20 protein-coding genes are annotated in these 24,509 nt (G+C 68.5%); 4 read left to right on the top strand and 16 right to left on the bottom strand.

Going from position 1 to position 24,509, the window contains the following annotated elements; translation table 11 throughout:
* Window positions 1-58: 58 nt before the first annotated feature.
* The 13 genes from E1B22_RS01145 to E1B22_RS01200 all read right to left on the bottom strand — a co-directional run bounded on the left by E1B22_RS01145 (window position 59) and on the right by E1B22_RS01200 (window position 13,846).
* Window positions 59-1,360 carry an MFS transporter gene (locus E1B22_RS01145; protein WP_135224228.1) on the bottom strand — a complete coding sequence of 434 codons (1,302 nt, stop codon included), beginning with the start codon at window positions 1,358-1,360 and terminating at the stop codon, window positions 59-61.
* A 163-nt stretch (window positions 1,361-1,523) separates the two neighbouring features.
* Window positions 1,524-2,153, bottom strand: coding sequence for a GNAT family N-acetyltransferase (locus E1B22_RS01150; protein ID WP_243123539.1), 630 nt, complete (start codon window positions 2,151-2,153; stop codon window positions 1,524-1,526).
* An 83-nt stretch (window positions 2,154-2,236) separates the two neighbouring features.
* Window positions 2,237-2,572: a hypothetical protein gene (locus E1B22_RS01155; protein ID WP_135224229.1), complete on the bottom strand. Its 336-nt coding sequence runs from the start codon at window positions 2,570-2,572 to the stop codon at window positions 2,237-2,239.
* Window positions 2,573-2,720: 148 nt separating this feature from the next.
* Window positions 2,721-4,079, bottom strand: a complete 1,359-nt coding sequence (locus tag E1B22_RS01160; protein WP_243123540.1) for a sigma-E factor regulatory protein RseB domain-containing protein — start codon at window positions 4,077-4,079, stop codon at window positions 2,721-2,723.
* 22 nt (window positions 4,080-4,101) lie between these two features.
* Window positions 4,102-4,425 carry a hypothetical protein gene (locus E1B22_RS13035; RefSeq protein ID WP_243123541.1) on the bottom strand — a complete coding sequence of 108 codons (324 nt, stop codon included), beginning with the start codon at window positions 4,423-4,425 and terminating at the stop codon, window positions 4,102-4,104.
* Window positions 4,426-4,442: 17 nt separating this feature from the next.
* On the bottom strand, window positions 4,443-5,099 hold the full coding sequence (locus E1B22_RS01165) for an RNA polymerase sigma factor (protein WP_135224230.1): 657 nt from the start codon (window positions 5,097-5,099) through the stop codon (window positions 4,443-4,445).
* 166 nt (window positions 5,100-5,265) lie between these two features.
* Window positions 5,266-6,027: a TetR/AcrR family transcriptional regulator gene (locus E1B22_RS01170; protein ID WP_135224231.1), complete on the bottom strand. Its 762-nt coding sequence runs from the start codon at window positions 6,025-6,027 to the stop codon at window positions 5,266-5,268.
* A gap of 22 nt (window positions 6,028-6,049) precedes the next feature.
* Window positions 6,050-6,868 carry an ABC transporter permease subunit gene (locus tag E1B22_RS01175; RefSeq protein WP_135224232.1) on the bottom strand — a complete coding sequence of 273 codons (819 nt, stop codon included), beginning with the start codon at window positions 6,866-6,868 and terminating at the stop codon, window positions 6,050-6,052.
* A gap of 52 nt (window positions 6,869-6,920) precedes the next feature.
* On the bottom strand, window positions 6,921-7,841 hold the full coding sequence (locus E1B22_RS01180) for an ABC transporter ATP-binding protein (protein ID WP_135224233.1): 921 nt from the start codon (window positions 7,839-7,841) through the stop codon (window positions 6,921-6,923).
* A 208-nt stretch (window positions 7,842-8,049) separates the two neighbouring features.
* A complete protein-coding gene (locus tag E1B22_RS01185; protein WP_243123543.1) occupies window positions 8,050-8,394 on the bottom strand; it encodes a M48 family metallopeptidase in 345 nt (114 codons plus the stop codon).
* Complete coding sequence (locus tag E1B22_RS01190; RefSeq protein ID WP_243123545.1) at window positions 8,391-11,255, bottom strand: type I restriction endonuclease subunit R; 2,865 nt, start codon at window positions 11,253-11,255, stop codon at window positions 8,391-8,393. Before E1B22_RS01190 ends, E1B22_RS01185 begins: the two co-directional genes overlap by 4 nt.
* 10 nt (window positions 11,256-11,265) lie before the next feature.
* On the bottom strand, window positions 11,266-12,606 hold the full coding sequence (locus E1B22_RS01195) for a restriction endonuclease subunit S (RefSeq protein WP_135224236.1): 1,341 nt from the start codon (window positions 12,604-12,606) through the stop codon (window positions 11,266-11,268).
* The gene (locus tag E1B22_RS01200) at window positions 12,599-13,846 is read right to left on the bottom strand and encodes an N-6 DNA methylase (protein ID WP_243123547.1); all 1,248 of its coding nucleotides are present in this window, start codon (window positions 13,844-13,846) and stop codon (window positions 12,599-12,601) included. Before E1B22_RS01200 ends, E1B22_RS01195 begins: the two co-directional genes overlap by 8 nt.
* 156 nt (window positions 13,847-14,002) lie before the next feature.
* Here E1B22_RS01200 and E1B22_RS01205 point away from each other — a divergent pair, with 156 nt between their 5' ends.
* The gene (locus tag E1B22_RS01205; protein WP_135224104.1) at window positions 14,003-15,289 is read left to right on the top strand and encodes an IS256 family transposase; all 1,287 of its coding nucleotides are present in this window, start codon (window positions 14,003-14,005) and stop codon (window positions 15,287-15,289) included.
* On the opposite strand, the gene E1B22_RS01210 is transcribed toward E1B22_RS01205, so the two are convergent.
* Entirely contained in the window at window positions 15,189-15,662 is a 474-nt protein-coding gene (locus E1B22_RS01210; protein ID WP_207669901.1) for a type I restriction-modification system subunit M N-terminal domain-containing protein, read from the bottom strand. The genes E1B22_RS01205 and E1B22_RS01210 overlap by 101 nt on opposite strands.
* A gap of 306 nt (window positions 15,663-15,968) precedes the next feature.
* On the opposite strand from E1B22_RS01210, the gene E1B22_RS01215 reads away from it, so the two are divergent.
* Window positions 15,969-18,821, top strand: coding sequence for a DEAD/DEAH box helicase (locus E1B22_RS01215; protein ID WP_135224238.1), 2,853 nt, complete (start codon window positions 15,969-15,971; stop codon window positions 18,819-18,821).
* 492 nt (window positions 18,822-19,313) lie between these two features.
* Complete coding sequence (locus E1B22_RS01220) at window positions 19,314-20,627, top strand: acyl-CoA desaturase (protein WP_243123548.1); 1,314 nt, start codon at window positions 19,314-19,316, stop codon at window positions 20,625-20,627.
* Window positions 20,628-20,794: 167 nt separating this feature from the next.
* Here E1B22_RS01220 and E1B22_RS01225 read toward each other — a convergent pair whose 3' ends face one another.
* Window positions 20,795-21,061, bottom strand: coding sequence for a hypothetical protein (locus E1B22_RS01225; protein WP_135224240.1), 267 nt, complete (start codon window positions 21,059-21,061; stop codon window positions 20,795-20,797).
* Window positions 21,062-21,329: 268 nt separating this feature from the next.
* The gene (locus tag E1B22_RS01230) at window positions 21,330-22,349 is read right to left on the bottom strand and encodes a nitronate monooxygenase family protein (protein ID WP_135224241.1); all 1,020 of its coding nucleotides are present in this window, start codon (window positions 22,347-22,349) and stop codon (window positions 21,330-21,332) included.
* Between the two features lie 543 nt (window positions 22,350-22,892).
* On the opposite strand from E1B22_RS01230, the gene E1B22_RS01235 reads away from it, so the two are divergent.
* Window positions 22,893-24,392, top strand: a complete 1,500-nt coding sequence (locus tag E1B22_RS01235) for a class I SAM-dependent methyltransferase (RefSeq protein ID WP_135224242.1) — start codon at window positions 22,893-22,895, stop codon at window positions 24,390-24,392.
* Window positions 24,393-24,509 lie beyond the last annotated feature (117 nt).

The raw sequence follows: 24,509 nt of genomic DNA on the forward strand, positions 1-24,509 counted from the left end.
CTTTCCCTCGGGCGGTGCACACCAGCTCGGGCCCCGGCCATGCAGGGGCCACGAGCCCCTAGGCAGTGGACCTGCGCCGATCTGGTCCTAGACATGACGGTCCCGCCCATGGCCAGCGGCTGAAACGCCCCCACCGATGAATCCACAGGGACGCGGCCGCCAGCATCAAGCCCCAACCCAGCAACGCCCACCGGACACCGACCTCCGCCGCGCTGCCGGCCAGGACGCGCCCCAGGGCCCGCACCCCGTCGTCCGCGAGACCGGCTGCCACGGTGACACGCGCCATCCGGTCCGGCGGGGTGACCGCCGTCAACCGGCTGCTCTGCAGCACGAAGGCAGCGGACAGCGCACCGTCAAGGAGAAGGGCCCCCATCAAAACCGCCAGGACGCTCCGTGCGTCTGCGAGCACCAGGGTCCCCGCAGCGGCGAGGGCGACCGCCCCTGTGAAGAGCCGGGACCAGGCCACCCGATCCCCTATGGAGCCTAGCAGCAGTACCGCGACCACATTGGCCGCTCCCATGGCGGAGAAGATCCAACCCGCCCGTTCCGCATCCCAATGCAGTTCATCCCGTGCCAGCACGACGACCCAGAGACCGACGGCCACGCTGGTGGTCGAGAGGAGGCATCCGGCCAGCGCCAAGCGGCAGGCAAGGGCTTCGCGCCAGAGGTACTGGAACCCGTCCCAAGCACTGAATCCCGCCCGTTTGGGGGCGTCCCGCAATGCCGCCGCTTCCGGCTGGCTGCATGGGCTTTCCTCGCGATGCTGCCGTCCGGATGCCGCGACCCGGGCCGCCAGCAGGCTGGCCACCGCAAGAAGATCCGTCAGCGCATCGGCAGCCAGCGCCCATCCCGCCCCGTACCGGCCGATGATCGCCCCTGCGAGCAGCGGCCCAAGCAGTGTGGCGACGGCATCGGCTCCTTCGTTGAGGTTGAACGCGGCCGCCAGCCGCTCCCGCCCCACGGTGTGGACGACCAGCGGGCGGAACGCGGCGGCGTGAAGCACGTCAGCCGCACCCAGCGACGCCAGAACCAGAGCGATCTCCCACGCCCGCACAGGACCCACCAGGGCCAAACCGGCCACGGCACTCGTGGCACCAAACCGTAGCGCTTCCGCCAGGAGAGCTGCCTTCCACTTGGAACCACGGTCCACCCAGGCCCCGACGGGAATGGACAGGACGAGCGCCGCCAGCCGGTCGCACGCCAGGGCCGCGCCGGTGACCCACACCGAACTTGTCGCCTGCAGCAGCAACCACGGCAGGGCCAGGTCCGCCAACCGCATTCCGAGAAGGGAGGCAGCGCGCCCGATCCACAGCCATCGAAAAGATGCCTCACGGAAAAGTCCAAACATCGGCAGCAGCATCCCGTGACGGGAACGTTGGAGCCTGCACTCATGCGTAGGGGGCCTCGTGGGCTGGATGGCAGCATCGTAGCGCCCCCAGGACCACCGCCATCGGACCGCAGCCCGTCATCGCCTACGGGCTTGCTCCAGTGGGTTTGCCGACCTCCTTATGCGCCCTGTCCCTTTATGCGCCCTGTCCCTCCCCCTCGAGGCGCCGCAGCAACCCCTCGAGGTCCGGCCATCCATACCCCCATTCCTCCAGCGCCACCCCCCCGATCTCGATGGTCCGGCTGCGGACGAGGACTCCGCCCAGGGACTCGTAGAAACGGCGGTAGGGGTTCTGCGCCAGCACCCACACGAGCATCGACGCGTGCCCGCGGCCCAGCAGCTCCCGGACCGCCGCCGCCACCAGCCGCCGGCCCACGCCCCGCCCCTGGTACTCCTTCAGCACGTAGATGGCACCCAGCTCACCCCGGAACTCCGGGTCGCCCGATCGCTCCGGCCCGGCGGCGGCAAAGCCTACGATGGCTCGGCCGCGTTCTTCGCCGGTAGCGGCCGACGACGGACCAGACACCGGACGATGGCCAGGCTCCGTGCCAGCCGTTACGGCGACCATGACGAAGGATGAGGCGCCATCGCCGCGGTCCCGGGCGATGACCTCCTCCCACATCTTGGCCCGTGGCTCTTCCTCCATGGCGTCGAGGTACGCATCCGGGATCAGGCCCCGGTAGGTGGTCCGCCAGGTGGCCACCTGCACCCGGGCGATGCCGGCCGCGTCGGCCAGCATCGCCCGGCGAACCTGGATGGCGTCCATGGATTCGATTCCCCCGTCGGTACCCGGGTCGCTTGGTGCCTCGGCGTTCAACGGATGGCGCATAGCGCCCGCGGGCAGGCCGCCTAGCTCTGCCCCGTGGCGATGGCCGAGACCAGTATCCACGCCAGGATGGCGACCAACGGCACCGTGGCCAGGACGGCGGCCACGCGAAGATCGCCTCTCCGCCGGAGCACGACCAGGGCCGCCACGGCCAGCACGATGCCGACGGGGGCCACGTACTGAAACCGCGGCGTGGCGGAGAAGTACGACAACGGCCCGATGGCGAAAACCGCAGCGGCGTAGACCCATCCAACCCGGCGGGTGAGGAGTCCCGCCATCCCGCAGCCGACGGTGAGGATCCACCCCGGAATCCCGACGAGGGCCCCCAGGAGCAGAGTGCTCAACTCGGCGAGCGCCACCGTCACCACCCCCTTGCCCAGGCCGTGCCGGGCCGCCGGCACGGCTCATCCAGAGCATACCATGGCCCGACGGTGGACCTGCCCATCGACCGGGTACCTTCGGATGAGCCCGGGCCCTGCTCGGCTGTCACCCCAGCGATCCGCGTCCTCACGATCCCCGCGGATCGTAACCCACCACCGTCCAGATCCCCGACTCGTCCGGGCGGACCAGCCGCTCCAGGTACACCCGCGCCACCGGACCCACCTCGACCTCGACGATGGCCCGCCGGCCGTCGTTGTGCACGACGCGGATGTGCTCATCCACCAGGGCCGCGGGATCGCCCATCTGCTCGCCGAACTGGCCCAGCAGGAAGGCCCCCGCCACCTGCACGGGATCCAGCATCCACGGAAAATGGCCGCCGTCGACCTGTTGCTGGGAGTTGCGCTCGACCTCCATGTCGACGGAGACCTCGACCTGTGGATCGAAGTTGCCACTGGCGGACCCACTGCCGGACGGCTGCCCGCCGGGATCGGGCAGCCGCAGGTCCGGCGCCAGGGCGCGGGCCAGTTCCACCCGCTGCGGCCCCTCGACGGTGATCTCGAGCCCCTGCTGGCGCCAGCGCAACCGCTCGCCGAACACCTCGAGCACGCCGTCCTGGCCGGCGGAGCCGAGGGCGGCGTTCGGCTGGGGCTCGAACGGGCCCTGGGCCGGTTCTTCCACGATCACCGTCTCACCGTAGTCCAGGACCACCCGGTCCCGAGCCGCCAGGATCCGACGGGGCGCCTCGTCCGGCAGCAGCGGCGCAAAGCCGGCGATGACCGCGGCTTCAGCGGGCGTGTCCACGAACTGCCCCGGGTTCTCCTCCTCGACCCGGTAACCCGCCGGCACCTCGAAACGGAACCGGGACGGGTCGACGGGCGCGTTGGCCTCGAACCGGACGAAGGTGGTCTCGGTCTGGATCCCGTTCTGCATCGCCGTCCGCAGGCGCAGGGGCAGGTGGGTCTCGGCGTCGACCCAAAGGTCGTAGGGAAGCCCGCCCGGCGGCTCGATGCGCAGCCGGATCGCCTCGCGTCCCGCGACCTGCTCGCGGCCCACCACCCGGTGGGGGTAGCGCAGGGCGGCGCGGGCCTCGTCCTCCAGGTCGAAGGGCCGCACGTCGGGCAGCGGGGGCAGCACCGCCACCACCCGATCGGCGGGACGAACCTGCCACTTGCGCCGGCCGTCGTGGACCGTGACCACGCCGGTGTCGTCGCGGGTCGCGTAGCGGTCGCCGTCGACCCACACCTCGATCCGCCGCACCAGCCACGTCTCCCCGTCGGCGTTGGTCGCGCGCTTCTCCAGGACCCCGTGGTAGCTTTGGAGCTGCGCGATGGCCCGCTCCATGGCATGGACCACGTCGGTCTCCGCCGCCGGTCCGAGCCCCAGCTGCGCCCGGAGCCACCCGCCGAGACCGGCGGTCCCGGGCCAGGGGGCCAGCACCGTCGCCAGCGCGATCCCGGCCACCAGGGCCGCCGCGGCGATCCCCACCCGCCGCCGGCGGCTGCGCGTCCTACCGGCCTCCCCCCCGTCGGGCGCGGGAGTGATCCCGTTGCCGGGCGCCCCCGGCGTGGCCGGCGCTGCCGGCCGCTTCCGGACGTCCCCCTGCGGACGAACCCGGCCACCCGGCGGCGACCCGCGGCTGCCACCCCTCCGCCGGCTCCGGCACGCCGCGTAGGCTCCTCAGCATGCGGGCGACGGCCAAGAGTTCGGCCTCGTCTCGGTCCACAGGCGCGGGGGGACGGCGTTCCTCGTTCAGGGCGTCGATCATCCGGTCGATCCGCTCCTCGCGGAGGGCCCGCAACCGACGCCGGTTCCAGTCGCGCCAGGAGGTCATCGGGCCCTTCCCTCCCATCAGCGGTCCACCTCCCGCAAAAGGTCCCGCAACGCCTTGAGAGCCCGGAACTGCAGACCGCGGACGGCGGCCTCGCTGCGCCGCATCTGGCGGGCGGTCTCGGCCCTCGACAGCCCCACGACGATGCGCCAGTGCAGCACCTCGCGATATGCGGGCGGCAGCCGCCGCAGCCGCTCCTCCAGCCAGAGGCGGTCGACCACGGCGGCCGTGTCCACGTCCGCGGTCGCGCCGCCGCGGCTTGGGACCCGGCCTTGCAGCAGGGCCTCCTCGAGGGGTACGGCCGCCCCGTCCCGCCGCTGCCGCCGCCAACGGTCGCGGATCAGATTGAGGGCGATGGTGCGGACCAGGGCGTCGGGCGGCGGGAACCCGCTCCGCGTCGCCTCCGCCGGCGTGGCTCCCTGAGCGCCGGAACCGGGCGCGGGGGCACCGAACGCGGTATCGGTATCACCGTGGGCACCGGAGCCGCCGGGGCCCGCGGCCCGGCCGCCCCGCAACACGCGCAGCACGGTCTCCTGGGTCACGTCCTCGGCCTCCTCGCGGTTCTGGACCCGGGCATAGACGAACCGGTAGAGCCAGGGCCACGTCGCGTCGTACCACCGCCGGACCGCGTCCTCGCCGGCGGGGGACGGCGACCCGGCGTTCGCTCCTTCGGCCATCGCGACACCCGCTTTCCCAACCGTGGCTCGGAGAGGCGCCTCCATCGGGGAAGAACGCAGCGGGGCGGGGGACGTCACGCGGCAGGGATGGGGGTCCATCGCGGAAAGCGGCGTATGCCCACGGTGCGCGTCGGGTCGCGATCGGGTCGCGCGCCGAGCGGCCGGTCTAGGGCTGGTAGAGACCGTCGCGGACCAGCTCGAGATAGCGTTCCCACTTCGCGACCCATCGGTCCAGATCCGCGTAGCCGAGGTCGGGACGCTGGCGGATGGCGGCGAAGATGCGCGGCATGAGGCCGTCGCCGAGCAGCATGAGCAGCTCGACCGCCTCTTGCACCGTCACCCCCGGCCGCAGGCGTCCCGTGTCGACGTCGCGGTAGAGCAGGTCCTGACTACGGGCCGCCGCCTCGGCCAGCTGCTGGCGGAACTCGGCGGACACGGCGGGGTCGACCATCGATCTTACGATCAGCCGGTAGGCGTCCGGGCGGTCCCGGTACACCTGGAGCTTGATCGCGCCCAGCCGGCGGAGCCGCTCGAACAGATCCCGGGGAAGGTCGGGCGCCGCCTCCTCGAGGGCGGCTTCGATGGGCTGGAGTGCCCGGTCCACGGCCGCCCGGTAGAGGTCGTCCTTGCTGCCGAAGTAATAGAGTACCAGGCTCTTGGCCACGCCGGCGCGACGGGCGATGCGGCTGAGGGAGGCGCGCAGGTAGCCCCGGTCCGCGAACTCGGCCACCGCCGCGTCGAGGATGCGCTCGCGGGGGCTGGCATCGGCCGTCCTCCTCGGGCCAGCGCCCCTCGGGCTGGCGCCCCCCGCGCCCCCTTGGGCCGATGGGGCCGCCGTACCCCGGCGGCCCCTGCTTCCGAAACCATCGGGCCCCGCGCGGTGGTCGCCCGCGGGGGTGCCGCTGCTGGGTGTCCCGTCGTCGGCCATGGCTCGCCTCCATCCCCCTCGATCACGCGAAGTCCTTCCGCTCGAGGATCATCGTACCGGCCAGCGTGCCCGCCAGGAAGACCGCCACCAGGACGAGCAGGCCCGCCGCGTCGGGGTCGCCCGCCGCCGCGCGGTCGAGGGCGGCGTAGCGCTGCAGGCTGAGGTACCCGATGGGGTGCAGCCGGTCCGCCACCTGGCTCAGGGCGTGGAGGACGAAGGAGGCCAGTCCGACGCCGACGCCGGCGGAGATGGCCGTCTGGGCCCGGGGGAAGAAGGGCGCCAGGAGGAATCCGACGCCGCCGCCGGCCAGCGTGGCGGCCAGTCCCGCCAGGTGCGTCCACCGCTGGCGTCCGAGGTCGTAGGCGTCGCCCGCCACCGCCCAGCCCACCAGCGTGCTGACGGCAAAGATCGCCACCCACAGGATCACCGCGCCCACGACGAAGGCGGCGATCTTGGCGACCGCCACCTGGCGGCGGGTCACGGGACGCGTGTAGAGGAACTCCACCGCCCCCAGGTCGGGTTCCCGGGCGACGCTGCCGCCCGCCTGCATCAGGCCGTAGATGGTGGCCAGCAGCACCAGGTAGCCCATGATGTACACGCCGTAGTAGCTGTTGACGTCGGCGATCATCGCCGGGGTGAAGCTGAACGCCTTCAGCAGGCTCTCGGGCATGGCCTTGAGCGCTTCCACCATCGCCGGGTCCTGGATGGACTCGAACAGACCCAGGTAGAGGGCGACCACGCCGACCAGCACGGCGGTCCAGATCAGCAGCGCGCGGCGCGCCAGCCGCAGCTCCATGCGCGTCATGTGGACGATCGGGCGGAGTCCATCGCGACCGTTCATCGCCCTGCCCTCCCGCTTGGCAGCCGGTCCCCGTGCGTCGGCCTCCGCGCCGTCACGGACGGCCCTCCACGGCGTCCGGAACCCGATACAGGGTGAGGAACACGTCCTCGATGCCGGGATCGCCGATGGTCAGGTCCTCGAGCGGCACGGGGGCCAGGGCAGCCACCAGCTCCTGCACCGGCGCCCGCACCACCAGGCGGTACGTGCCGGGCTTGCCGGGCACCGGCTCGGGCCGCGGGTCGCCCAAGCGGGCCAGTAGCGCCTCCGGCAGCGGCGCACCCCCTGCCAGGCGCAGGGTCACGATCTTCATGTGCCGGCCGGGCAGATCGTCGACGGGCGCCACTTGCAGGAGCCGCCCCGCGCGGATCATCGCCACCCTGTGGCAGAGCCGGTCGACCTCGTCGAGGACGTGGGTGGAGAAGAAGATCGTGGTCCCGGCGGCGTTCACCTCGCGCAGGATCGCGAACAGCTCCGCTCGGATCAGCGGGTCCAGACCACTGGAGGGTTCGTCCAGGATGAGCAGCCGCGGCCGGTGCACGAGGGCCTGCACGATGCCCAGCTTCTTGCGGTTGCCCAGGGAGTAGGTGCGGACGGGGCGGGAGAGATCCAGCTGGAGGCGCTCCACCAGCTGGGCCACCCACCGCCGGTCGACGCCCCGGTAGAAGCCGGCGGCGTAGTCCAGCAGCTCCTGGCCCGTCATGTCCGGGTAGTAGGCGACCTCGCTGGGCAGGTAGCCCACCTCGGCCAACCAGGGGCCGCCCCCGCGAGGGACCGGCCGCCCGAACACGCTCACGCTGCCCGACGTCGGACGAACCAGCCCGAGCAGCGTGCGGATGGTGGTGGTCTTGCCGGCGCCGTTGGGGCCGGTGAAGCCGAAGATCTCGCCCTCTTCCACCTCCAGGTCGAGGTCCTCGACGCCGCGCGTCCTGCCGTAGTACTTGGTCAGCCCGCGGATCTCGATGGCGGCGGGCATGGGAAGGGACCTCCCCGCACCGCATGGTTTGACCGGATCGTGGGGCCGGATCACTTGATGGGCCCGATCGCTGGGATCGTTGGGATGGCGGGGCACCCACCGCGGTTTGACCGTCCGGTCAATTCGGTGCAAGATGATGCTAACGCGGGGCTGACCGGATGGTCAAGAGAAATCGTCCCATTTGGACAAGCCGAGATACGAGCCGTAATCAAGAAGGAATTATCGAGCGATGCCGACCAAGATGCAATGACGTCGGATCGTGCAAATAAGCTCGCAATAAAGCTCGAAACAGCGGCCCATGATTTGGCACCTTGAGATGGAGGAGCTCATGCACGATGACTTCTCGCCTGAACGCCGCACTTTCCTTAAGAAGATCTGAGTTGAAGGTCAGCCTGCCTTTGGAGGAACAACTAGCCCACTTCTTCTTCATAGGGCGCACGTGGATCTCTCGCGGCGCCACCCCGATCCGACGGGCCCAAGCAAGCACCTCGGCCTTAAATACATCAATAGGCACCGCTTCTTCTAATCTGATCCACTGGCTGTTTTGATTCACCCGTCTTTCCTCCATAACATCTTCAGAAGACGCTCTGCTACCTCGATGACCGTCTCGATCCCTGCGTCCATCAACACCTTGTAGAGGGCAATACGCAGTTCACGCCCCTGCTCCTCGCTCAGACGCCAGTGGGGATATCGCTCCAGGGCCTGACCGACGCGGCGTGCCACCTCTTCGGCCTCCGCAACCCCTTCCTTGCGGAGGAACCAGTACACGGCAAAGGCCTCAGGAGACAGTTTGATTAGATTCTGGGCCTCCCGAGCCTCGCGATATTCCTGAACCAAGATCTGCAGCTGCTGCAAGGTTTCTTGGGTTGTCGCCTGCCGATCCTGATAAGCCTGAGCGATCGCTTCCGCCCTGTCTCCGATGGAGATCAGGAAGGGCGAACGCGTGCCCTCTTCCTCAACGAGATCCCGAATGGCCTTGAGAAGGTTGAAAACTTTGACCGTGTCGGGTTGATCCGAGGCAGCAAGCCTCTCCAGGGCCTCGACGGTCAGCCTGGCCATGCCCTTGGGCGGGCCGACGAAATACGTCTCCGTGTGCTCACGAACAAGCTGCTCCGTCTTACGCAAGAAGCCCCGGTCGATCAGGATGGCCGGCTCGTACGCCGAGCGCAACAGACGGGACATGCGCGCCAATTCTTCATAGTCGGCCATGTATGGCCGCAGGAACGGATCAGGCGACAGGATCTCGTAGAGTTCTTGCAGTTCCCGGAAGAACTCGAAGAACCTGTGGCGCTCCTCCCTGTCCCGGAAATGCTCCAATACGGCCTCGCCCGCCTTGTCCTGCGGCTTCCCAGACACTAGGGGGAGCAGGTCACACCGGGCTTCGGCCATCATGGTCGCGAAGCGTTCCTTGAGGACGTCGATCCCCTGGACCACCGACTGCACGTCCTCCGAGTCGAAGGCCAGGGCCTTCTCCAGGTTGTCGAAGATGCCCACGAAGTCCAGCACGAACCCGGCCGGCTTCTTCCGCCCCTCCTCATCCTCGTAGGGACGGTTGACGCGGGCGATGGCCTGGAGCAGCACGTGGTCGCGCATGGGCTTGTCCAGGTACATGCAGTAGAGGATGGGCGCGTCGTACCCCGTAAGCAGTTTCTCCGTCACGATGAGGACCTTGGGCAGCGCATCCGGCCGACGGAAGGCCTTCCGGATCTCCTGCTCCTTCTCCGTCGTGAGGTGCCACCGTGCCAATTCCGGCGGGTCGTTGTGGCCGCGACTGATGACCACGGCCGAGTAATCCGGCGGCAGGTGGCGGTCCAACGCCTCCTTGTACAGAGCGCAGGCTTCCCGGTCAACAGCCACAAGGAACGCCTTGTAGCCCATCGGCTCGACGGTCTCCCGGAAATGCTGGGCCACGAAGGCGGCCACCCGGTCCACCCGATCCGCGTTCTTGAGCATGTTCTTCAGGGTGACCGCCCGTTCCAGCACCCGGTTCAGTTCTTCGACGTCACTGACCCCTTCCAGCTCCGCGAGGTCCAAGAACTCGCGTTCCAGAATCTCCCGGTCCACCCGCAGGTCGTTGGGCGCTAGGGCGTAGTGGAGCGGTACGGTGGTCCCATCTTCGATGGACTCGCGGATGGAGTACTTGTCCAGGTAGCCCTTCGGCTGGTCGTCGACGCCGAAGACCTTGAAGGTTCCCTTGCCGTGGGCCGTCTTGTCGATGGGGGTGCCCGTGAACCCGAGGTAGGTGGCGTTGGGCAGCGCCCCCATGAGGTAGTTCCCCAGGTCGCCACCCGTGCTGCGGTGCGCCTCGTCCACCAGCACAAAGATGTTCCGGCGCGTGTTCACGTTGGCCGGCATGTCGTCGAACTTGTGGATCATGGACACGATGAGCCCCCGCTGGTCCGAGCGGAGGAGCTCGTAAAGGTGCCGCTTGGACTGGGCGACTGTGACGTGCCCGAAGCCGACCGCCTCCAAGTTGGTGAACAGCTGCTGCTCCAGCTCGTTCCGGTCCACCAACATGAGCACCGTGGGATTCCCGAAGGCGGGGTCCTCCAGCAACCGCTTGGCCACGGTGATCATCGTGTAGGTCTTCCCGGACCCCTGGGTGTGCCAGATCAGGCCCCGCCGCTTCTCCGGGTCGCGGCACCGCTGCAGCACCCGCTCCACGGCTCGCATCTGGTGGGGCCGCAGCACGACCTTGCTGAGCTCGCCGTCCTTGCGGGCGAAGAGAATGTAGTCGGTGAGCATCCGCAGGACGCGCCTGGGGGCGAAGAAGTGCTTCACGAGGGTCTCGAAGTCGCCGGCCTGCTCGGCCCGCCAGTTGTACAGATCCTTCCGGGACAGGCTCCACGTGGCGCCGTAGTAAAACCGGACCAGGTGCGTGAGGGCGTGCACCTGGAGGACGGCCAGCAGCTCGGGACCCTCCCGGTGGTACCGGCGGATCTGATCGAAAGCCTCGGCGATGCCCTCGACGCGGTGCGCCGCCTTCGTCTCCACCACGATGACGGGAATGCCGTTGACGAAGAAGACCGCGTCCGGCCGGACGGTTTTCGTGCCGCTGATGAACCGCAGCTCGTCGGTGACGTGGAGCGTGTTGGCCTCCGGCGTGTCGGGATCGAGCAGCCGGACGTTGCGCTCCCGCCGCTCAGCCGCCACAAAGACTGTCTTGAGGCCCTTCAGCCACTCCCACGCCTGCAGGTTGCCCTCGATGTTGGGCATGACGCGGGTCAGCCGCCCGATGACTTCCTCCGCCTTGACCACATCGTCCACCGCGCCGGGGTTCAGCCGCTGGAGCTGCCGGATCAGAACCTCGTGCAGCACGATGCCCGTCTCGCCCCGGCGCAGGCGCAGGGCCTCGTCCGGCGGCAGGTACGTCCAGCCGACCTCCACGGCGTAGCGGATGAGAGGATTTTGCACCGCAGCACGCTCATTCCCGAGAGGCACCGGACGCCACTCCCTCCGTCTCGGGAAGGGACAGGTCCTTGACCCGAACTCGGCCAGTCATGAGGAGGTGGAGTAGTGTCTTAAACAGGGTGTCCAGGGCATGTATACGGGCTTCCTCCGCTTGAATCTTTAGATCTACTGCTGCGAGTAGATGGGCAATTTCCTCCTGTTCACGGAGTGATGGTAAGGGGATAAGAGAGGAACGTAAGGCCTCCAGTTGAAGATTGTATTTGCCATCTGCAGCCCGTTTACTGCAAGACGCAAAATTCACAACCTTACCACTGAGTAGAAGAAACAAGTATCTCTTATCTAACCTTTCTGTCGGCTGTACCTTAACTAAGAACGAAGCGAAGTAAACTTCGGGAAAAGGCATCTCATTAACAATCGCCACACGCCCAATATTGTCAACGCTACCACTTGAGCCAACCAGCAAAATATCGCCACTAAGTAAACGCTTAGAACTATTGGCCTTGCTCTTGATTCGATAAAGACCGTCAAATATTACTCGGCCATTTTTTATGTTAGGTATTGCAACAACCGGTACACCATTAGGATCTTCGTCTGATTTCCTCCACGAAATACCACGAATAAAGCTTGCCACATCACCAAACCTTACCACATCCCAATGCGTTGGTATCAACCCAACTTCCGTCTCCTTCAACGGCACCCGCGCGCCTTCTTCCACCGGCACCGGGCCGTAGGTGAACAAGTACCGCATGAGGCTCTTCTTCAGCTCCCGTGCGGCGGCGAGGACATTTTGGGTTGCTTCTTTAGCGCTCTTAACACAGCGAAGGACATAGGCAATAGCGCGTTGTTCAGTAAGAGGTGGTAAAGGCACCATAAAACGTTGGAGAACATCCTTTGTTATGCTGTTAAATATAGTTCCTGCTCCTTGACCTTCAAAAAATTTACCGGCGAATTTAAGATAGAAAAATAGGAAATCATTGTTCAGTTTATCATTTCCGTAAATACACGCAAGACCACGACCAATGCAGTAGTCAGTATCAGCAAGATTGACGTCACCAACCGGGGCTCTAACAGATATAAGCACCGACCCTTGACGCGCCACTTTTCGGGGAGCACAACACCACTTTACAGGTGTAGGAAATAGCTCGCCGAATTCTGCTTTGCCTTGGAGGAAAGGAAGACCCCTCCCGTCGGTGTTATACGTAGACGACGGCGGAGATTGCCCCATGGTAATACGGGCTGTTTCCCCTAAAGGTAATGCTTGCCAGTCACGTGGTAGTGGCCCCAGCTCCGTCATATTGAAATCCTCAGGAAGGTCTGCCGTTGCCTCGTCAGCCAGCTTCACCGTCTCAGCCACGGACAGCACCTCCCATCCCCAGGAATTGCAAGATCCTCTGCAGCTCCCGATCGGCCGCGGCTCTCTCTTCCTCTGCCTCCTGAAGCCGCAAGACCGCCTCATCCAGCGGAAGGACTTCCTCTCCGCCGTTTTGGACCACGTACCGGCCCGGCGAGAGGTTGTAGTCGTTGCGGGCGGCCTCTTCCAGGGTGATGATGGTGGAAAGCCCATCTTCCGCCGTCCACCCGTGATAGACCGAGGCTATGTGCTCAACATGCTCCTCGCTGAGATAGTTCTTCGGCCGCCCCTTCAGGAAAAGCTTTGAGGCGTTAATAAGTAGGATCTCGCGCGGGTGCTTCTTGGCCTTGTTGATCACCAGGATGATCCCGGGCGCCGTCGTGTTATAGAAAAGGTTCTCCGGAAGCAGGATCACAGCTTCAATCAGGTCCCGCTCGACGAAGGCCTTACGAATGTCTCGCTCCCGGCTCGACCCCTGGTTGCCGCTGCCCCGGCTCACCGCGCCGGTGTCCAGTACCACCGCCATGCGGCCGCCGTCCTTGAGGGCGGTGTACATGTGTTGGATCCATCCCCAGTCGGCGGTGGACGCCGGCGGTGTCCCGAACCGGAACCGGTCGAAGGGGTCATGCTCGTAAGTCTCCAGCGGGAACTTCTGGTTCCACATGGGATTGGCCGCCACCAGGTCGAACTGCTGTAGGCGCCCGTCTGGCGCCCGGAACGCCGGGCGGCGCATGGTGTCCCCGACCACGATGTCCGCCTCGATGTCATGGATGAAGGCGTTCATCCGGGCCATGGCAAAGGTCGTGGGTATCCATTCCTGACCGTAGACTTTCAAGGGAGCCACATGGGACGGCAGCTTCAGACGCCCGTTCTCCCGCACCCCGTAGCGTTCCAGAAGCCGCAGGTGGCACTTGATGAGCAAACCGCCGGAACCGCAGCAGGGGTCGTAGACCGTCATGCCAGGCTCCGGCTCCAGGATCCGGGCCATGAGGATGGCTACCTCGCGCGGCGTGTAGAACTCGCCGGCGCTCTGTCCCTGCCCCTCGGCGAACTTGCGTAGCAGGTATTCGTACGCCCGGCCCAGGATGTCCGGCTCGACGTCGTTCAAGCCCAGCCGGTGCCTGCTCAGCACCTCGATAAGCCGGGCCAGCGGTCCGTCGTCGATGATCCGTTGCCCGGCGGCGGTGGCGTTGAAGTCCACGGCGTCGATGACGCCTTGCAGCTTCGGGTTCTCCCGCGCCACCGCCCGCACAACATCCGTCAGGTACTCGCCCAGGCCTGTGGTGCGCCGGCGGAGGTGACGTCCTAAACTGTCTGTAAACGCGAAGCGGTCTGGGCTACCATCGGTGGCGTCGGAAAACTCGCCCCAGCTGGGGCACACCGAGGAGGACCCAGACCTATGTCCAGGATACCACCCAGCCAGCAGTTGGCGGAGCTGGCCCGGCAGCTGGCCGCGCAGGCCCGGGAGGGTACTGAGGTCGAGGACCTGACCCATGCCCTCGTCCGCCTGGGCGCCCGCAAGCTCATCCAGGAGCTGCTGGAGGCAGAGGTCACGGAGCTTTTGGGGCGCGGACGCTACGAGCGGCGCGAGCCTGGCCAGGAAGGCGCCCGCAACGGCTACAAGCCGCGGACGCTGCGTTGCGCCGAGGGGCGGCTCGAGATCGACGTCCCCCAGGTGCGGGGCATGGAGGGACTGTGCCAGCCCACGCTGTGGAGGGCCCTCAAGCGGCGGACGGACGTGCTGGAGCGCCTGGTGGTGGAGATGTACGCCCGGGGCCTCTCTACCCGGGACATCGAGGATGCGCTGGCGGAGCTGGCGGGCAGCGAAGCGCCGCTTTTGAGCCGGTCCACCGTGAGCCGGATCACCGAGGCGCTCCACGAGGAGTTCGAGGCCTTTGCCCAGCGGGACCTGTCAGGCCTCGACGTGGTGTACCTGTTCGCCGACGCCATCTACGAGTCGCTGCGCCGGCAGGCGGGCTGCCGTGAGGGCATCCTGGTCACCTGGGCCATCTTGAGCGACGGCAGCAAGGTGCTGGTGCACCTGAGCCTGGGCAACAAGGAGCGCTACGAGGACTGGCTGGAGCACTTCCGGGATCTGGTGCGCCGGGGGCTGAAGACGCCGCTGACGGTGACGACGGACGGGGCGCCGGGGCTGATCCAGGCGGTGGAAGCCATGTGGCCGGAGGCGGAGCGCATCCGCTGCTGGGTGCACAAGATGCGGAACGTGCTGGACAAGGTGCCGGAGGAGGCGCGGCCCGTGCTCAAGCCCTACCTGGAGGCGATCCGGGACGCACCGGATATCGAGCAGGGCCGGCGGCTGGTGGCCGAGGTGGTGGAGCGGTTCGGGCGGGAGTATCCCTCGGCCATGCGGAGCCTGCAGGAGGACCTGGAAGCGAGCCTGGCGCACCTGCGGCTACCCGCCGCCCACCGCAAGCATGTCCGGACCACCAACCTGGTGGAGCGCAGCTTCGAGGAGGAGCGGCGGCGCGCCAAGGTGATCCCGCGGTTTCGGAGCGAGCGGGAGTGCCTGAAGCTAGTCTTCGCCGTGCTGTGGCGGGCGAGTGAGCGCTGGCGGCGGGTGCAGTTCAGCGAGCACGAACGAAAGCAGCTGGAGCGCTACATCGAGGAGCGGCAACGGCAAAGAGCGGCGCAGAAAGAGGTTTCACCCGCTGCCACCGTGGCATGACCCAGACCGCTTTTACAGACAGTTCGGGACTTGACCGCCGGCGGATGGCGTCCCAGCGGGCTTCAGGCGGAAGGTAGAACCGCACCAGCCTGTGGTCCTGCTCCACCAGCCGGGCCGCCGTCTTCACGTCCCCGAACTCGTGGGCCAGGTGCGCCACCTCGTCCTCGAACACGTCCGAGAGCCGCTTAAGGAAGATCAATGGTAAGATGTAATCCTTGAACTTCGGCGCGTCCACCGCCCCGCGGATCGAGCAGGCCGCTTCCCAAAGCCAGTTCTCCAGAGTGGAGAGCTCCATGGTGCCACCTCCACACACCTCGGGACCGTAACGAACCACACGGGCGGCTCTCGACTTGGGTTCGTCCGCGGATCCCATACCCCAAGTATCGGGGTGCCTACCCGAGCCGGCAAGCCCAGTTGCCTCCCTACTGCAGGTCCCCGAACGTGATATCCCGCGGCTGATCGAGCCTGGTCCCGGATGCAGCACCTCGCGAAGACCAAGCAAGAATGTCGCGGGGCGTAAGACTTACGTCCCCCGATCCCCCGGCCATCCCCCAGGAACCACCCACGTCACCGTTTTGCTGTTGGCCAGGCTCCGCCGCCCCGTGGTCCTCTCGTCGTCTCCCAGCACCATGTCGAGCAGAGAGCGGACATCCCCCCCGTCGCCGCCTCCAGTGAGTACATGACACGATTTGTCATCGTCCTGTCCGTACGATGTAGTCGGAGCCCGCCATCGCCTCGGTGGCTCCGAGTCGTGGCTTGGCGCCGGAACGGAGGGTTGGGGATGGAACAAGGAGACAGCGCCCCGCTCCTGCACCTTTTGCAACAGCACGGCTTTCGTGTCGTCTACCGGACCCGCCGGCCTGGACGAACCCAGGAGGTCTTCCCCTTCGACCGGCTCGGCTTGACGGAAGCGACCTGCCGGTTTCTGGCCGCCCGGGCGCCCCAAGGTCTGTACCTGCACCAGGTCGAGGGCATCACCCGCAGCCGCAGGGGCGCGGACGTCGGCGTCACGGCCCGCACGGCTTCGGGGAAGACGCTGGTGTTCCAAGCGGTGGCTGTCGAACACCAGGCGCGCGATCCACGGGCTCGGATCCTGGCCGTCTACCCGCTCAAGGCGCTCGCCCGAGAGCAGGAGGCACGCTGGCGACAGGCGTTTCAGGCAGCAGGATTGGACCCCGCGACCGTCGCCCGGATCGACGGCGACACCCACGCTGCGGAACGGTTGCAGCAGCTGCGCCGGGCCACGGTACTGCTCGCGACCCCGGACATCCTGCACGCGTGGCTCGTCCCCAACGTCGGCGACAACACCGTGTGGTCGTTTCTCACCACACTCCGTCTGGTCGTGGTTGACGAGGTCCATGTCTACACCGGGGTGTTCGGCTCCAACGCCGCCATGCTGTTCCGCCGTCTCGAGCACGTATGCGCGCTGGGAGAGCGGCGTTACCACTACCTGGCGGCGTCGGCGACGGTGCGCGACCCCCACCAGCACTTCAGGGCCCTCTTCGGCCGGCCCTTCGACGTCATCGACGACACCTTCGACACGTCGGGCCAACACGAACTCGATCTCATCCTCGTCGAGACCTCGGCGACGGAAGACCTGATGAGCCGCCTGTCTGCCTTTCTGGCGGGGATCGTCCGCTCCACGGACCACCGGTTCATCGCCTTCGTCGACAGCCGCAAGCAGACGGAACTCCTCGCAACCATCATCAAGCGGGAGCGTGCCGGGGCTCGGGGCGGAGATGGAAGTGGGGAGGCAAGCGTGGACGGCATCCTCGAGGATGGAGGGGATGGAACGGGCAGCCTCGGAGTGGTCGAACCCTCCGCGGACCGCCGCAAGGGGCGCCGCGGCCACGAGTGGACCGCTCTCGACGTGCTGCCTTACCGGGCCGGCCTCGAGGAGGAGGATCGCGCGCTGATCGAGCAGCGCCTGGCCACGGGCAACCTACGCGGTATCATCAGCACCAGCGCGCTGGAGCTCGGCATCGACGTCCCCCATCTGGACGTGGGGGTGCTGGTCGGGGTGCCCCACTCGGCGACCAGTCTGCAACAGCGGATGGGACGCATTGGGCGACACGGTCCGGGCACGGTCATCATCGTCAACAACCGGGACTTCAACAGCGAGATGGTCTTTCGACACCCGGAGACCATCTTGAACCTCCCCCCGGCGGAGAGTGCCCTCTACCTGGAAAACCAACGCATTCAGTACATCCACGCCATGTGCCTGGCGCGTCCGGGGGGCGAGCACGACCAGGCCGCCATCCGTGCCGGACGCACCGAGGACGGGGCAGACTTCTCATCACCCGTGGATTGGCCGGAAGGCTTCCTCGAACTGTGCCGCCGGGAACGCGTGGGTGCGACGCCACCCAATTTACAGCCCATGAAGGTGGAGGCCGGGGATACCCCCCATGCCGTGTTCCCCCTGCGGGACGTGGACGCCCAGTTTCACATCGAGCTCCACGTAGGCTGGGAACGAGAGGATCTGGGTTCGATCTCGCATGGGCAGTTGATGCGCGAGGCCTATCCCGGCGCGATCTACTACTACTTGACCCAGCCCTACCGGGTCACCCAGGTCCACCGCACCCGGCGCGTGGTCAAGGTTCGCCGCGAACACCGTCACTACACGACCCGGCCTCTCGGCCCGATCTCCATCGTCCGGCCGTACCTGCAACCCGGCGAGGTCTACCGCGCGAAGCGCTGGGGCGAGCTGGTGCTGCTCGAGACGCAGGTGCAGATCCAGGAGAAGGTCGAAGGATACCGGGAACGCAGGGGCAGCACCGAGATCACGGAGCGGTATCCCCTGCCGTTGGAGAAGGGCTACTTCCGCCAGCCGGCCTTCACCCGGTACTACTACACGACAGGCGTCGTCCTCTTTCACCCCGGCTTACAGGACGATGTGGAACTGACCCGGCTCGCTCAACGGATCTACGATGCCTTCCTGCTGATTCTGCCCTTCGAGCGCCAGGACATTGACTATGCTGCCGGCCAGTTGGGCGGCACGCCGCCCCGTCCCCTCTACCCCGGCGCCCGCTTCATCGCCATCTATGACCAGACCTATGGCAGTCTGCGGCTCAGCGGGAGGCTGGCCGAACCCGAAGTGGTACGCCAGGTCCTGGCCAAGGCCGCCGAATCCGTCGATGTGTCCGGAGGTCTGAGCCGAACCAGCGCCGCCTGGCTCGAAGAGGCCCGGCGAATGGCGGAGACCCACGTGCCCGTCGATGTCCCGGAGCTGTTGACTCCCGAAGCCGCACTGACCCAGGAACCGTCGGACGACCACGTCGTCGAGGTCATCCTCCCAGGCAGCGTCGGGCTCGACGCGATGCGCAACCATGAGGAGTTCTTCGTCGAGGCGGTCGTGTTCAATGCCGTAGCGGGAACGCTCTGTTACCGAGGCCGCCACGCCTCGACACCCGCCGGCGACCCCACCCTCATCACCTTGGTACCTGTGACCAATCTGATCCCTATTCACGGAGAGAGCCGCCTGGGCCTGTACAACCTGATGGATGGCACCATCACGCCACGGTCTTCATCCTGAATGCGGTACATGGCCCGGGCGTTGCCGGTCGTGGATCACGCGAACCGGCCTGCCGTCCCGTAGACACGCCCGCGTGGCTCCCCACGGGCTGCGGACGTTGGGGATAAGCCGACCAGCGGCCGTGGGAAGTCGGGATCCCCGCGGCACGTTGGAACGCGTCACTTGGCACACGTGAAACCTGGAGGTTTCCCCAGCTCTCGCCCCGCCACAGGCCGGCGGGCCGCGCCTGGTGGCAACAGCCCAGTAGACCGGGCCTCACCGATGACATAGAATGAAGAGACTCGTCGCGTGGCCGCCGGCTCGGGGCGAGGAACACGCGGTGCGGGAAGCACGCCGGGAGTCGAGCCCGTCAGGCCTGCGCTGCCAACGAAAGGACCCCGAGACATGCCGACGACGCCGGAACCGCAGCGCCGCCCCCACGGATCTCCCGAATCCATCCCCGAATCTCGCGAGGATCATGCCGGTGCGGGAGGAGACGCGACACGGGAAGGGATGCCCAAGCTCCTCCCCGCGGCCACGCCCGCCGCAACGGTTACGGCCTCCATGGCCGCGGCCTCCCTTGAGGCAGCCCTCAAGCCCCTGGGCGAGTACACCCGCACCTTGAAGGGCGTCTTGCCCCGGCACATCTTCCAGCCCGAGCCGTGGCGGATCCTCTGGTTGCTTCCGCTGCTGGCCGTCGCCGTGGCGGCCATCGTCGCGGTCACCCGGTTCGACCTGCACTGGGGCATCGACCTGGCCCTGGCGGTGGTCATCGGCCAGGCCTTCGCCAGCCTGGGCCTGTTCGGCCACGAGGTGCTGCACGGCAGCGTGGTGCGCACGCCCTGGCTGCGCAACCTGGCCGGCCAGGTCTGCCTCTGGCCCTTCGCCATCGGGCCGCGCCTGTGGCGGCGCTGGCACAACGTCGAGCATCACGGCCATACCCAGGAGCACGGCGAGGACCCCGACGCCATGCACACCCTGGAGGAGTTCCACGCCCGCCCGGCCCTGCAGTACGTCTACCGCATCGCGCCGCCGGTGCGGGCGGTGCTGACGCTGCTCTCCCTCAGCGTGTGGTTCTCGCTGCACTCCGTCCAGATGCTGCGGCGCTTCCTGCCCGAGATGCCACGCCGCGAGCGGCCGGTGGTGGTGGCCCAGTTCCTCCTGCCGGTGGCGAGCTGGGTGGCCCTCGGCGCCTGGATGGGGTTCGGTGACTGGGTGTTCGCCTACCTGGTGCCGCTGCTGGTCGCCAACTTCACCGTCATGAGCTACATCGTGACCAATCACCTGCTGAGCCCGCTGACGCCGGTCAACGATCCCCTGGCCAACAGCCTTTCGGTCACGGTCCCAAGGTGGGTCGACGTCCTGCACTTCAACTTCTCGCACCACACGGAGCACCACGTGTTCCCCGGCCTCAGCAGCAAGTACGCGCCGCTGGTCAAGCGGTGGTGCAAGACCCTGTGGCCGGAGCGGTATCACGAGATGCCCCACTGGCGCGCCCTGTGGCTGGTCTGCACGACGCCGCGGGTCTACGAGCGGCCGACGGCCCTGATCGACCCGGTGCGGCAGCAGGCATACCCGGTTCTCGGCCACGGGCTCGAGCGGTTGGCCGGGGCCGGAACAGGGAACCGCGCGCACTCCGTGCCCGCCCCAGTGCCCGTGTCCGCCGGCTTGACGGATGGCACGCAGCTCTCTCCGCCCGCCGCCCCTGCGTCCGACACCGCTCCTCCGCAATCACCGGGGCCGTCCGCGGAACGGCCTGCGACGCGCACCGCAGATCGCCGCAACCGCCGTCGTGGCGGCGTGGCGCCCAGGACAACCACGCCGTGACCGTTACGGCCGCGGAGGGCGGGCGAAGGCTATGTGAAGATTTGGACGGCATTCCTCCATGCATGCCGGCGACCGGCATGGCAAGGCGAGGCGGGCCCGGGTTCCCGCGCGCTGGTCCGCCGGCCGTGCGCGAGGCGTCGGCCCAGCGACGCGGAACCCGCCCGGGGTCAATCGGGCAGCCGCAGGAGCCGCCGGGCTAGCTTCTGTGAATCCGTGAGCTCGTCCGGCAGGCGCAGGTAAAGGGCGACGTCCAGCACGACGAGAGCCAGCGCGAGGGCGAGGTAGCCCCATCCGACGCGGTCGCGGATCAGAAGGGGCTTGAGCAGGACGAAGGCAATGGCCAGCTGCACCCGCACGACGAGGCCCACCACCGCCCACTGGGCGAGGGCGAGCATCACTGCAAGCGGCATCAAGAGCCGTTGTCGCAGGGTCATGCCAGGTACCTCCCCGTCCCTCCGCCTTCGACCGGTTGCGCCCCGCTCCGGGTGGTTGCAGGGAAGGGCTCGGTGACCGCTCGGTGATCGTCCTGCGCACCGGGCTGGTCACCCACGCCCAGCGCACCGCACCCGGGCGTAGGAGGCCCTGCGTCGCCCATGGGCCACCGAAGGTGGGGGACAGTACGAAGTTCCCCCGCGCGGCTGCACGGCGTGGACGCCCTCAGGCAGGCGACCTTCCGCACCTTCGCCCCTGCGGACCCCACCTTCACGCCCCTGGGGAACCCGCACCCGGTTCCTGGCGGGCGAGGCGCCTGGTGACTTCCCCTGCCGGCGCCTGCAGCCGCTCCGCGGCCTCCCGCAAGGCCAAAGCGGCCTCGTCCACCATGCGCCGCAGCAGCTCGGCCACGGGCGGGATGTCGCGGATCAGGCCCACCCCCTGGCCCGCCCAGACGAAGCCCTCGTCCAGCTTGCCCTCCAGGGCCGCCCGGGTGTTGGCCCGCCCCGAGATCAGGGGCAGGAGCTCTTCGAGCCCGGCGCCGCGGGCCTCGGCCTCGAGGATCCGTTCCGCCCAGGGGCCCCGCAACACCCGGCCCGGACGGCCCAGGCTGCGCTCGATGACCACCGTGTCCGTCTCCCGCGCCTCCACCAGCGCCTGCTTGTAGGCCGGGTGGGCCGGGCACTCCACCGTGGCGACGAACCGGGTCCCCATCTCGATGCCGTCCGCCCCCAGGGCCAGGGCCGCCGCCAGGCCCCGGCCGTCCACGATGCCGCCGCTGGCCAGCACGGGGATCTTCACGCTCTCGACCACCCGTGGCACCAGGACCAGGGTGCCGATGTCGTCCCGCCCGATGTGGCCGCCCCCCTCGACGCCGACGGCGATGACCGCGTCGGCGCCCAGCGCCTCGGCCTTCTGCGCCTGGCGCACCCCGGCCACCAGCACCATCTTGAGCACGGGGTGCCCCGCGAAGGCCTTGAACAGCGGCTCGGGGTTGCCGCCCGTGACGCTGATGATCTCCACCCGTTCCTCGATGGTCACGCGGATGAACTCGGACAGGTCCCGGTGACCGATGGCGAAGTTGACGCCGAAGGGCCGGTCCGTCCGCGCCCGGACGCGCCGGATCTCCTCCCGCAGGACCTCGGGCGACTCCATGGTGGCCGCCGTCAGCTGGCCCAGGCCACCGGCGGCCGAGACGGCGGCGCACAGCTCGCTGCGGGCCAGGTAGGCCAGGCCCCCCTGGACGATGGGCAGTTCCACGCCGAAGCGCTCGGTGAAGCGGGTCCGCACCGGGCAACACCCCTCCGTCGACGGTTGGACCAGCGGGCCCGGTCCTCCCGGACCAACGGGTCGCCGTACCGGGTCGCCGCACCGGGTCGCCGTGGCCCGCCCCAAGAGGTTCCGTGCCCGCACCGCCGATTCCTTGCCCGGCGGCGTTGCGCTACCCTGTTCCTGGCGGCGCGCCCCCGTCCCGTGCGGACGAACGCGGCCCCCGCGCCGCAGGTTGCGCAGGGCGGCCCGTTGGGCCACGCGTCCCGGGCCCTCACCTTGGGCCGCGTCAGGTTCCCCCGCGGGCGCACGCTACGCAGGGCGCCGTTGGGCCGGCGGAGACCTCCGTCCGGCCGGGGTGCTCCCCGGGCCGTCACGCCCCGTCGGTTCGGACGCCCCGGCGGGCCGGCTCCGGCGGGGAACCGGGGATCCTCGGGCCCACGGCTCCTGGGTCGGCCCCGCGCCGGTTCGTCCGGCCGAGGCGCCGCCCGGGTCCGATCCGAGCCGGGTGCCACGGGTCCGCGTGGGGGATCGGCGGACGCGACCGGCCAGGGAGGGTGGACCGTGCCGGGGAACCCCGAACTCGTGCGGCTGATCCACGAGGAGATCCGGCGCCACGGCGCCATCCCCTTCGCGCGCTACATGGACCTGGCCCTCCACCACCCCGAGCACGGCTACTACGCCCAGGAGCGGCCGCTCATCGGGCGGGAGGGGGACTTCCTCACCTCGCCCTCCTTCCACCCCGCCTTCGCGCGCACCGTGTGGCGGCAGGTGCGAGAGATGCTGGCGGTGCTCGGATTCCGGCCGGGCGCGTCGGCTGCGGCCGTCGGGCGCCCCCACGCCACCGGCGCACCGCGGGACCGGCGGGGCCTCAAGGGGGTCGTCGGCACGCTGCGCGATGGTGCCCGCCGGCGGCGCTCCCCGGCCCGCATCCTGGAGATCGGCGCCGGCGGGGGCCACCTGGCCCGCGACCTGCTGCTGGCGGCTCGGGCCGACGGCTACGGTCCCGGCGAGCTGGAGTACGTCATCGTCGACGAGAGCCGCCGGCTCCAGGAGCGCCAGCGGGCGTTGATCGCCGCCGCCTGGCCCGAGGCGCCCGTGCGCTGGGTGCCGCGGGTGGAACAGGCCGGCCCCGTGCACGTCGTCCTGATGAACGAGCTCATGAGCGCCTTCCCGGTGCACCGCCTGGTGTGCAGGCCGGCGGAGCAGGCTGGCTCGGCCAACCCCCCGCCTGCGGGCATCGGGGTCCCGGCCGGCGGCGGAGCCGTGCCGGCCGCGATGGGTGGCGGGAGCGGCGGCCGCAGCGGCAGCCCGCAGTTTGGGGCCGGCGTCGGCGGCGTCCCCGGTGCGGGTCGGCGGCCACCGGGACGAAGCGGTGATCACCAGCACCCGTGCGAGTGGCGGGAGCTGTACGTCACGGTGCAGGACGGCCGGTTCGTCCAGGTGGAGGGGCCGGTCAGCGAGCCGCGGGCCGTGGAGATCCTTCGCCAGGAGGGGGTCGAGCCGCAGCCGGGCCAGATCGTCGACGTCAACGTGGCGGCGGGGGACATGCTGCGCACCATCGCCGGCGCCCTGGCGCCACGGGCGTTCGTCATCACCGTCGACTACGGCGGCCCGGCGGAGGTGGTCTACAGCCCCCAGCGGCCGCAGGGCACCCTCCGCGGCTACTACCGGCAGCAGGTCCTCGACGACCCCTTCGCCCGCCCGGGCGAGCAGGACATCACGGCCGACCTGGACTTCACCTACCTGCAGCGCGTCGGCCGCAGCCTCGGCCTGCGCGACCTGGGCCTGATCCCGCAGGGCGCCTTCCTGCTGAACCTGGGCATCGAGGAGGCCGAGGCCCTGCCGCTGGCCCGGAGGGCGTGGCAGGGGGACCTGGCGGCCGACCAGGAGATGCAGCGGGTGTACGCCCTGTACGCACCCGAGGGGTTGGGCGAGGCGTTCTGGGTGCTGATCCAGGCCCGGGGATTTCGCTGGCGCGCGCCGCGCCTCAAGGGCCTGCGATCCCCCTGGCCGACGCCGCCATCGCTGGGCGAGCTGATGGCCAAGGCCCGGCAAGCGTAGGCGCCCCCTGCCCCGCCCTGCCCTCGGTGTTCACCCGATGGACGCGGCCATCGCGCGTCCGCGCCTGCCACGGGCCGCCTTCGCCGGCCGAGACGCATCCCACCGCGAAGGACGACA

This window comes from Thermaerobacter sp. FW80 (assembly GCF_004634385.1).
GTDB classification, from domain to species: domain Bacteria; phylum Bacillota; class Sulfobacillia; order Thermaerobacterales; family Thermaerobacteraceae; genus Thermaerobacter; species Thermaerobacter composti.

Excerpts from the sequence above, each read along its gene's own strand:
- E1B22_RS01170 (WP_135224231.1), bottom strand. The coding sequence starts at position 6,027 with ATGGCCGACGACGGGACACCCAGCAGCGGCACCCCCGCGGGCGACCAC.
- E1B22_RS01175 (WP_135224232.1), bottom strand. The coding sequence starts at position 6,868 with ATGAACGGTCGCGATGGACTCCGCCCGATCGTCCACATGACGCGCATG.
- E1B22_RS01180 (WP_135224233.1), bottom strand. The coding sequence starts at position 7,841 with ATGCCCGCCGCCATCGAGATCCGCGGGCTGACCAAGTACTACGGCAGG.
- E1B22_RS01150 (WP_243123539.1), bottom strand. The coding sequence starts at position 2,153 with ATGGACGCCATCCAGGTTCGCCGGGCGATGCTGGCCGACGCGGCCGGC.
- E1B22_RS01215 (WP_135224238.1), top strand. The coding sequence starts at position 15,969 with ATGACACGATTTGTCATCGTCCTGTCCGTACGATGTAGTCGGAGCCCG.
- E1B22_RS01225 (WP_135224240.1), bottom strand. The coding sequence starts at position 21,061 with ATGACCCTGCGACAACGGCTCTTGATGCCGCTTGCAGTGATGCTCGCC.
- E1B22_RS01210 (WP_207669901.1), bottom strand. The coding sequence starts at position 15,662 with ATGGGATCCGCGGACGAACCCAAGTCGAGAGCCGCCCGTGTGGTTCGT.
- E1B22_RS13035 (WP_243123541.1), bottom strand. The coding sequence starts at position 4,425 with ATGACCTCCTGGCGCGACTGGAACCGGCGTCGGTTGCGGGCCCTCCGC.
- E1B22_RS01145 (WP_135224228.1), bottom strand. The coding sequence starts at position 1,360 with ATGCTGCTGCCGATGTTTGGACTTTTCCGTGAGGCATCTTTTCGATGG.
- E1B22_RS01205 (WP_135224104.1), top strand. The coding sequence starts at position 14,003 with ATGTCCAGGATACCACCCAGCCAGCAGTTGGCGGAGCTGGCCCGGCAG.
- E1B22_RS01220 (WP_243123548.1), top strand. The coding sequence starts at position 19,314 with ATGCCCAAGCTCCTCCCCGCGGCCACGCCCGCCGCAACGGTTACGGCC.
- E1B22_RS01165 (WP_135224230.1), bottom strand. The coding sequence starts at position 5,099 with ATGGCCGAAGGAGCGAACGCCGGGTCGCCGTCCCCCGCCGGCGAGGAC.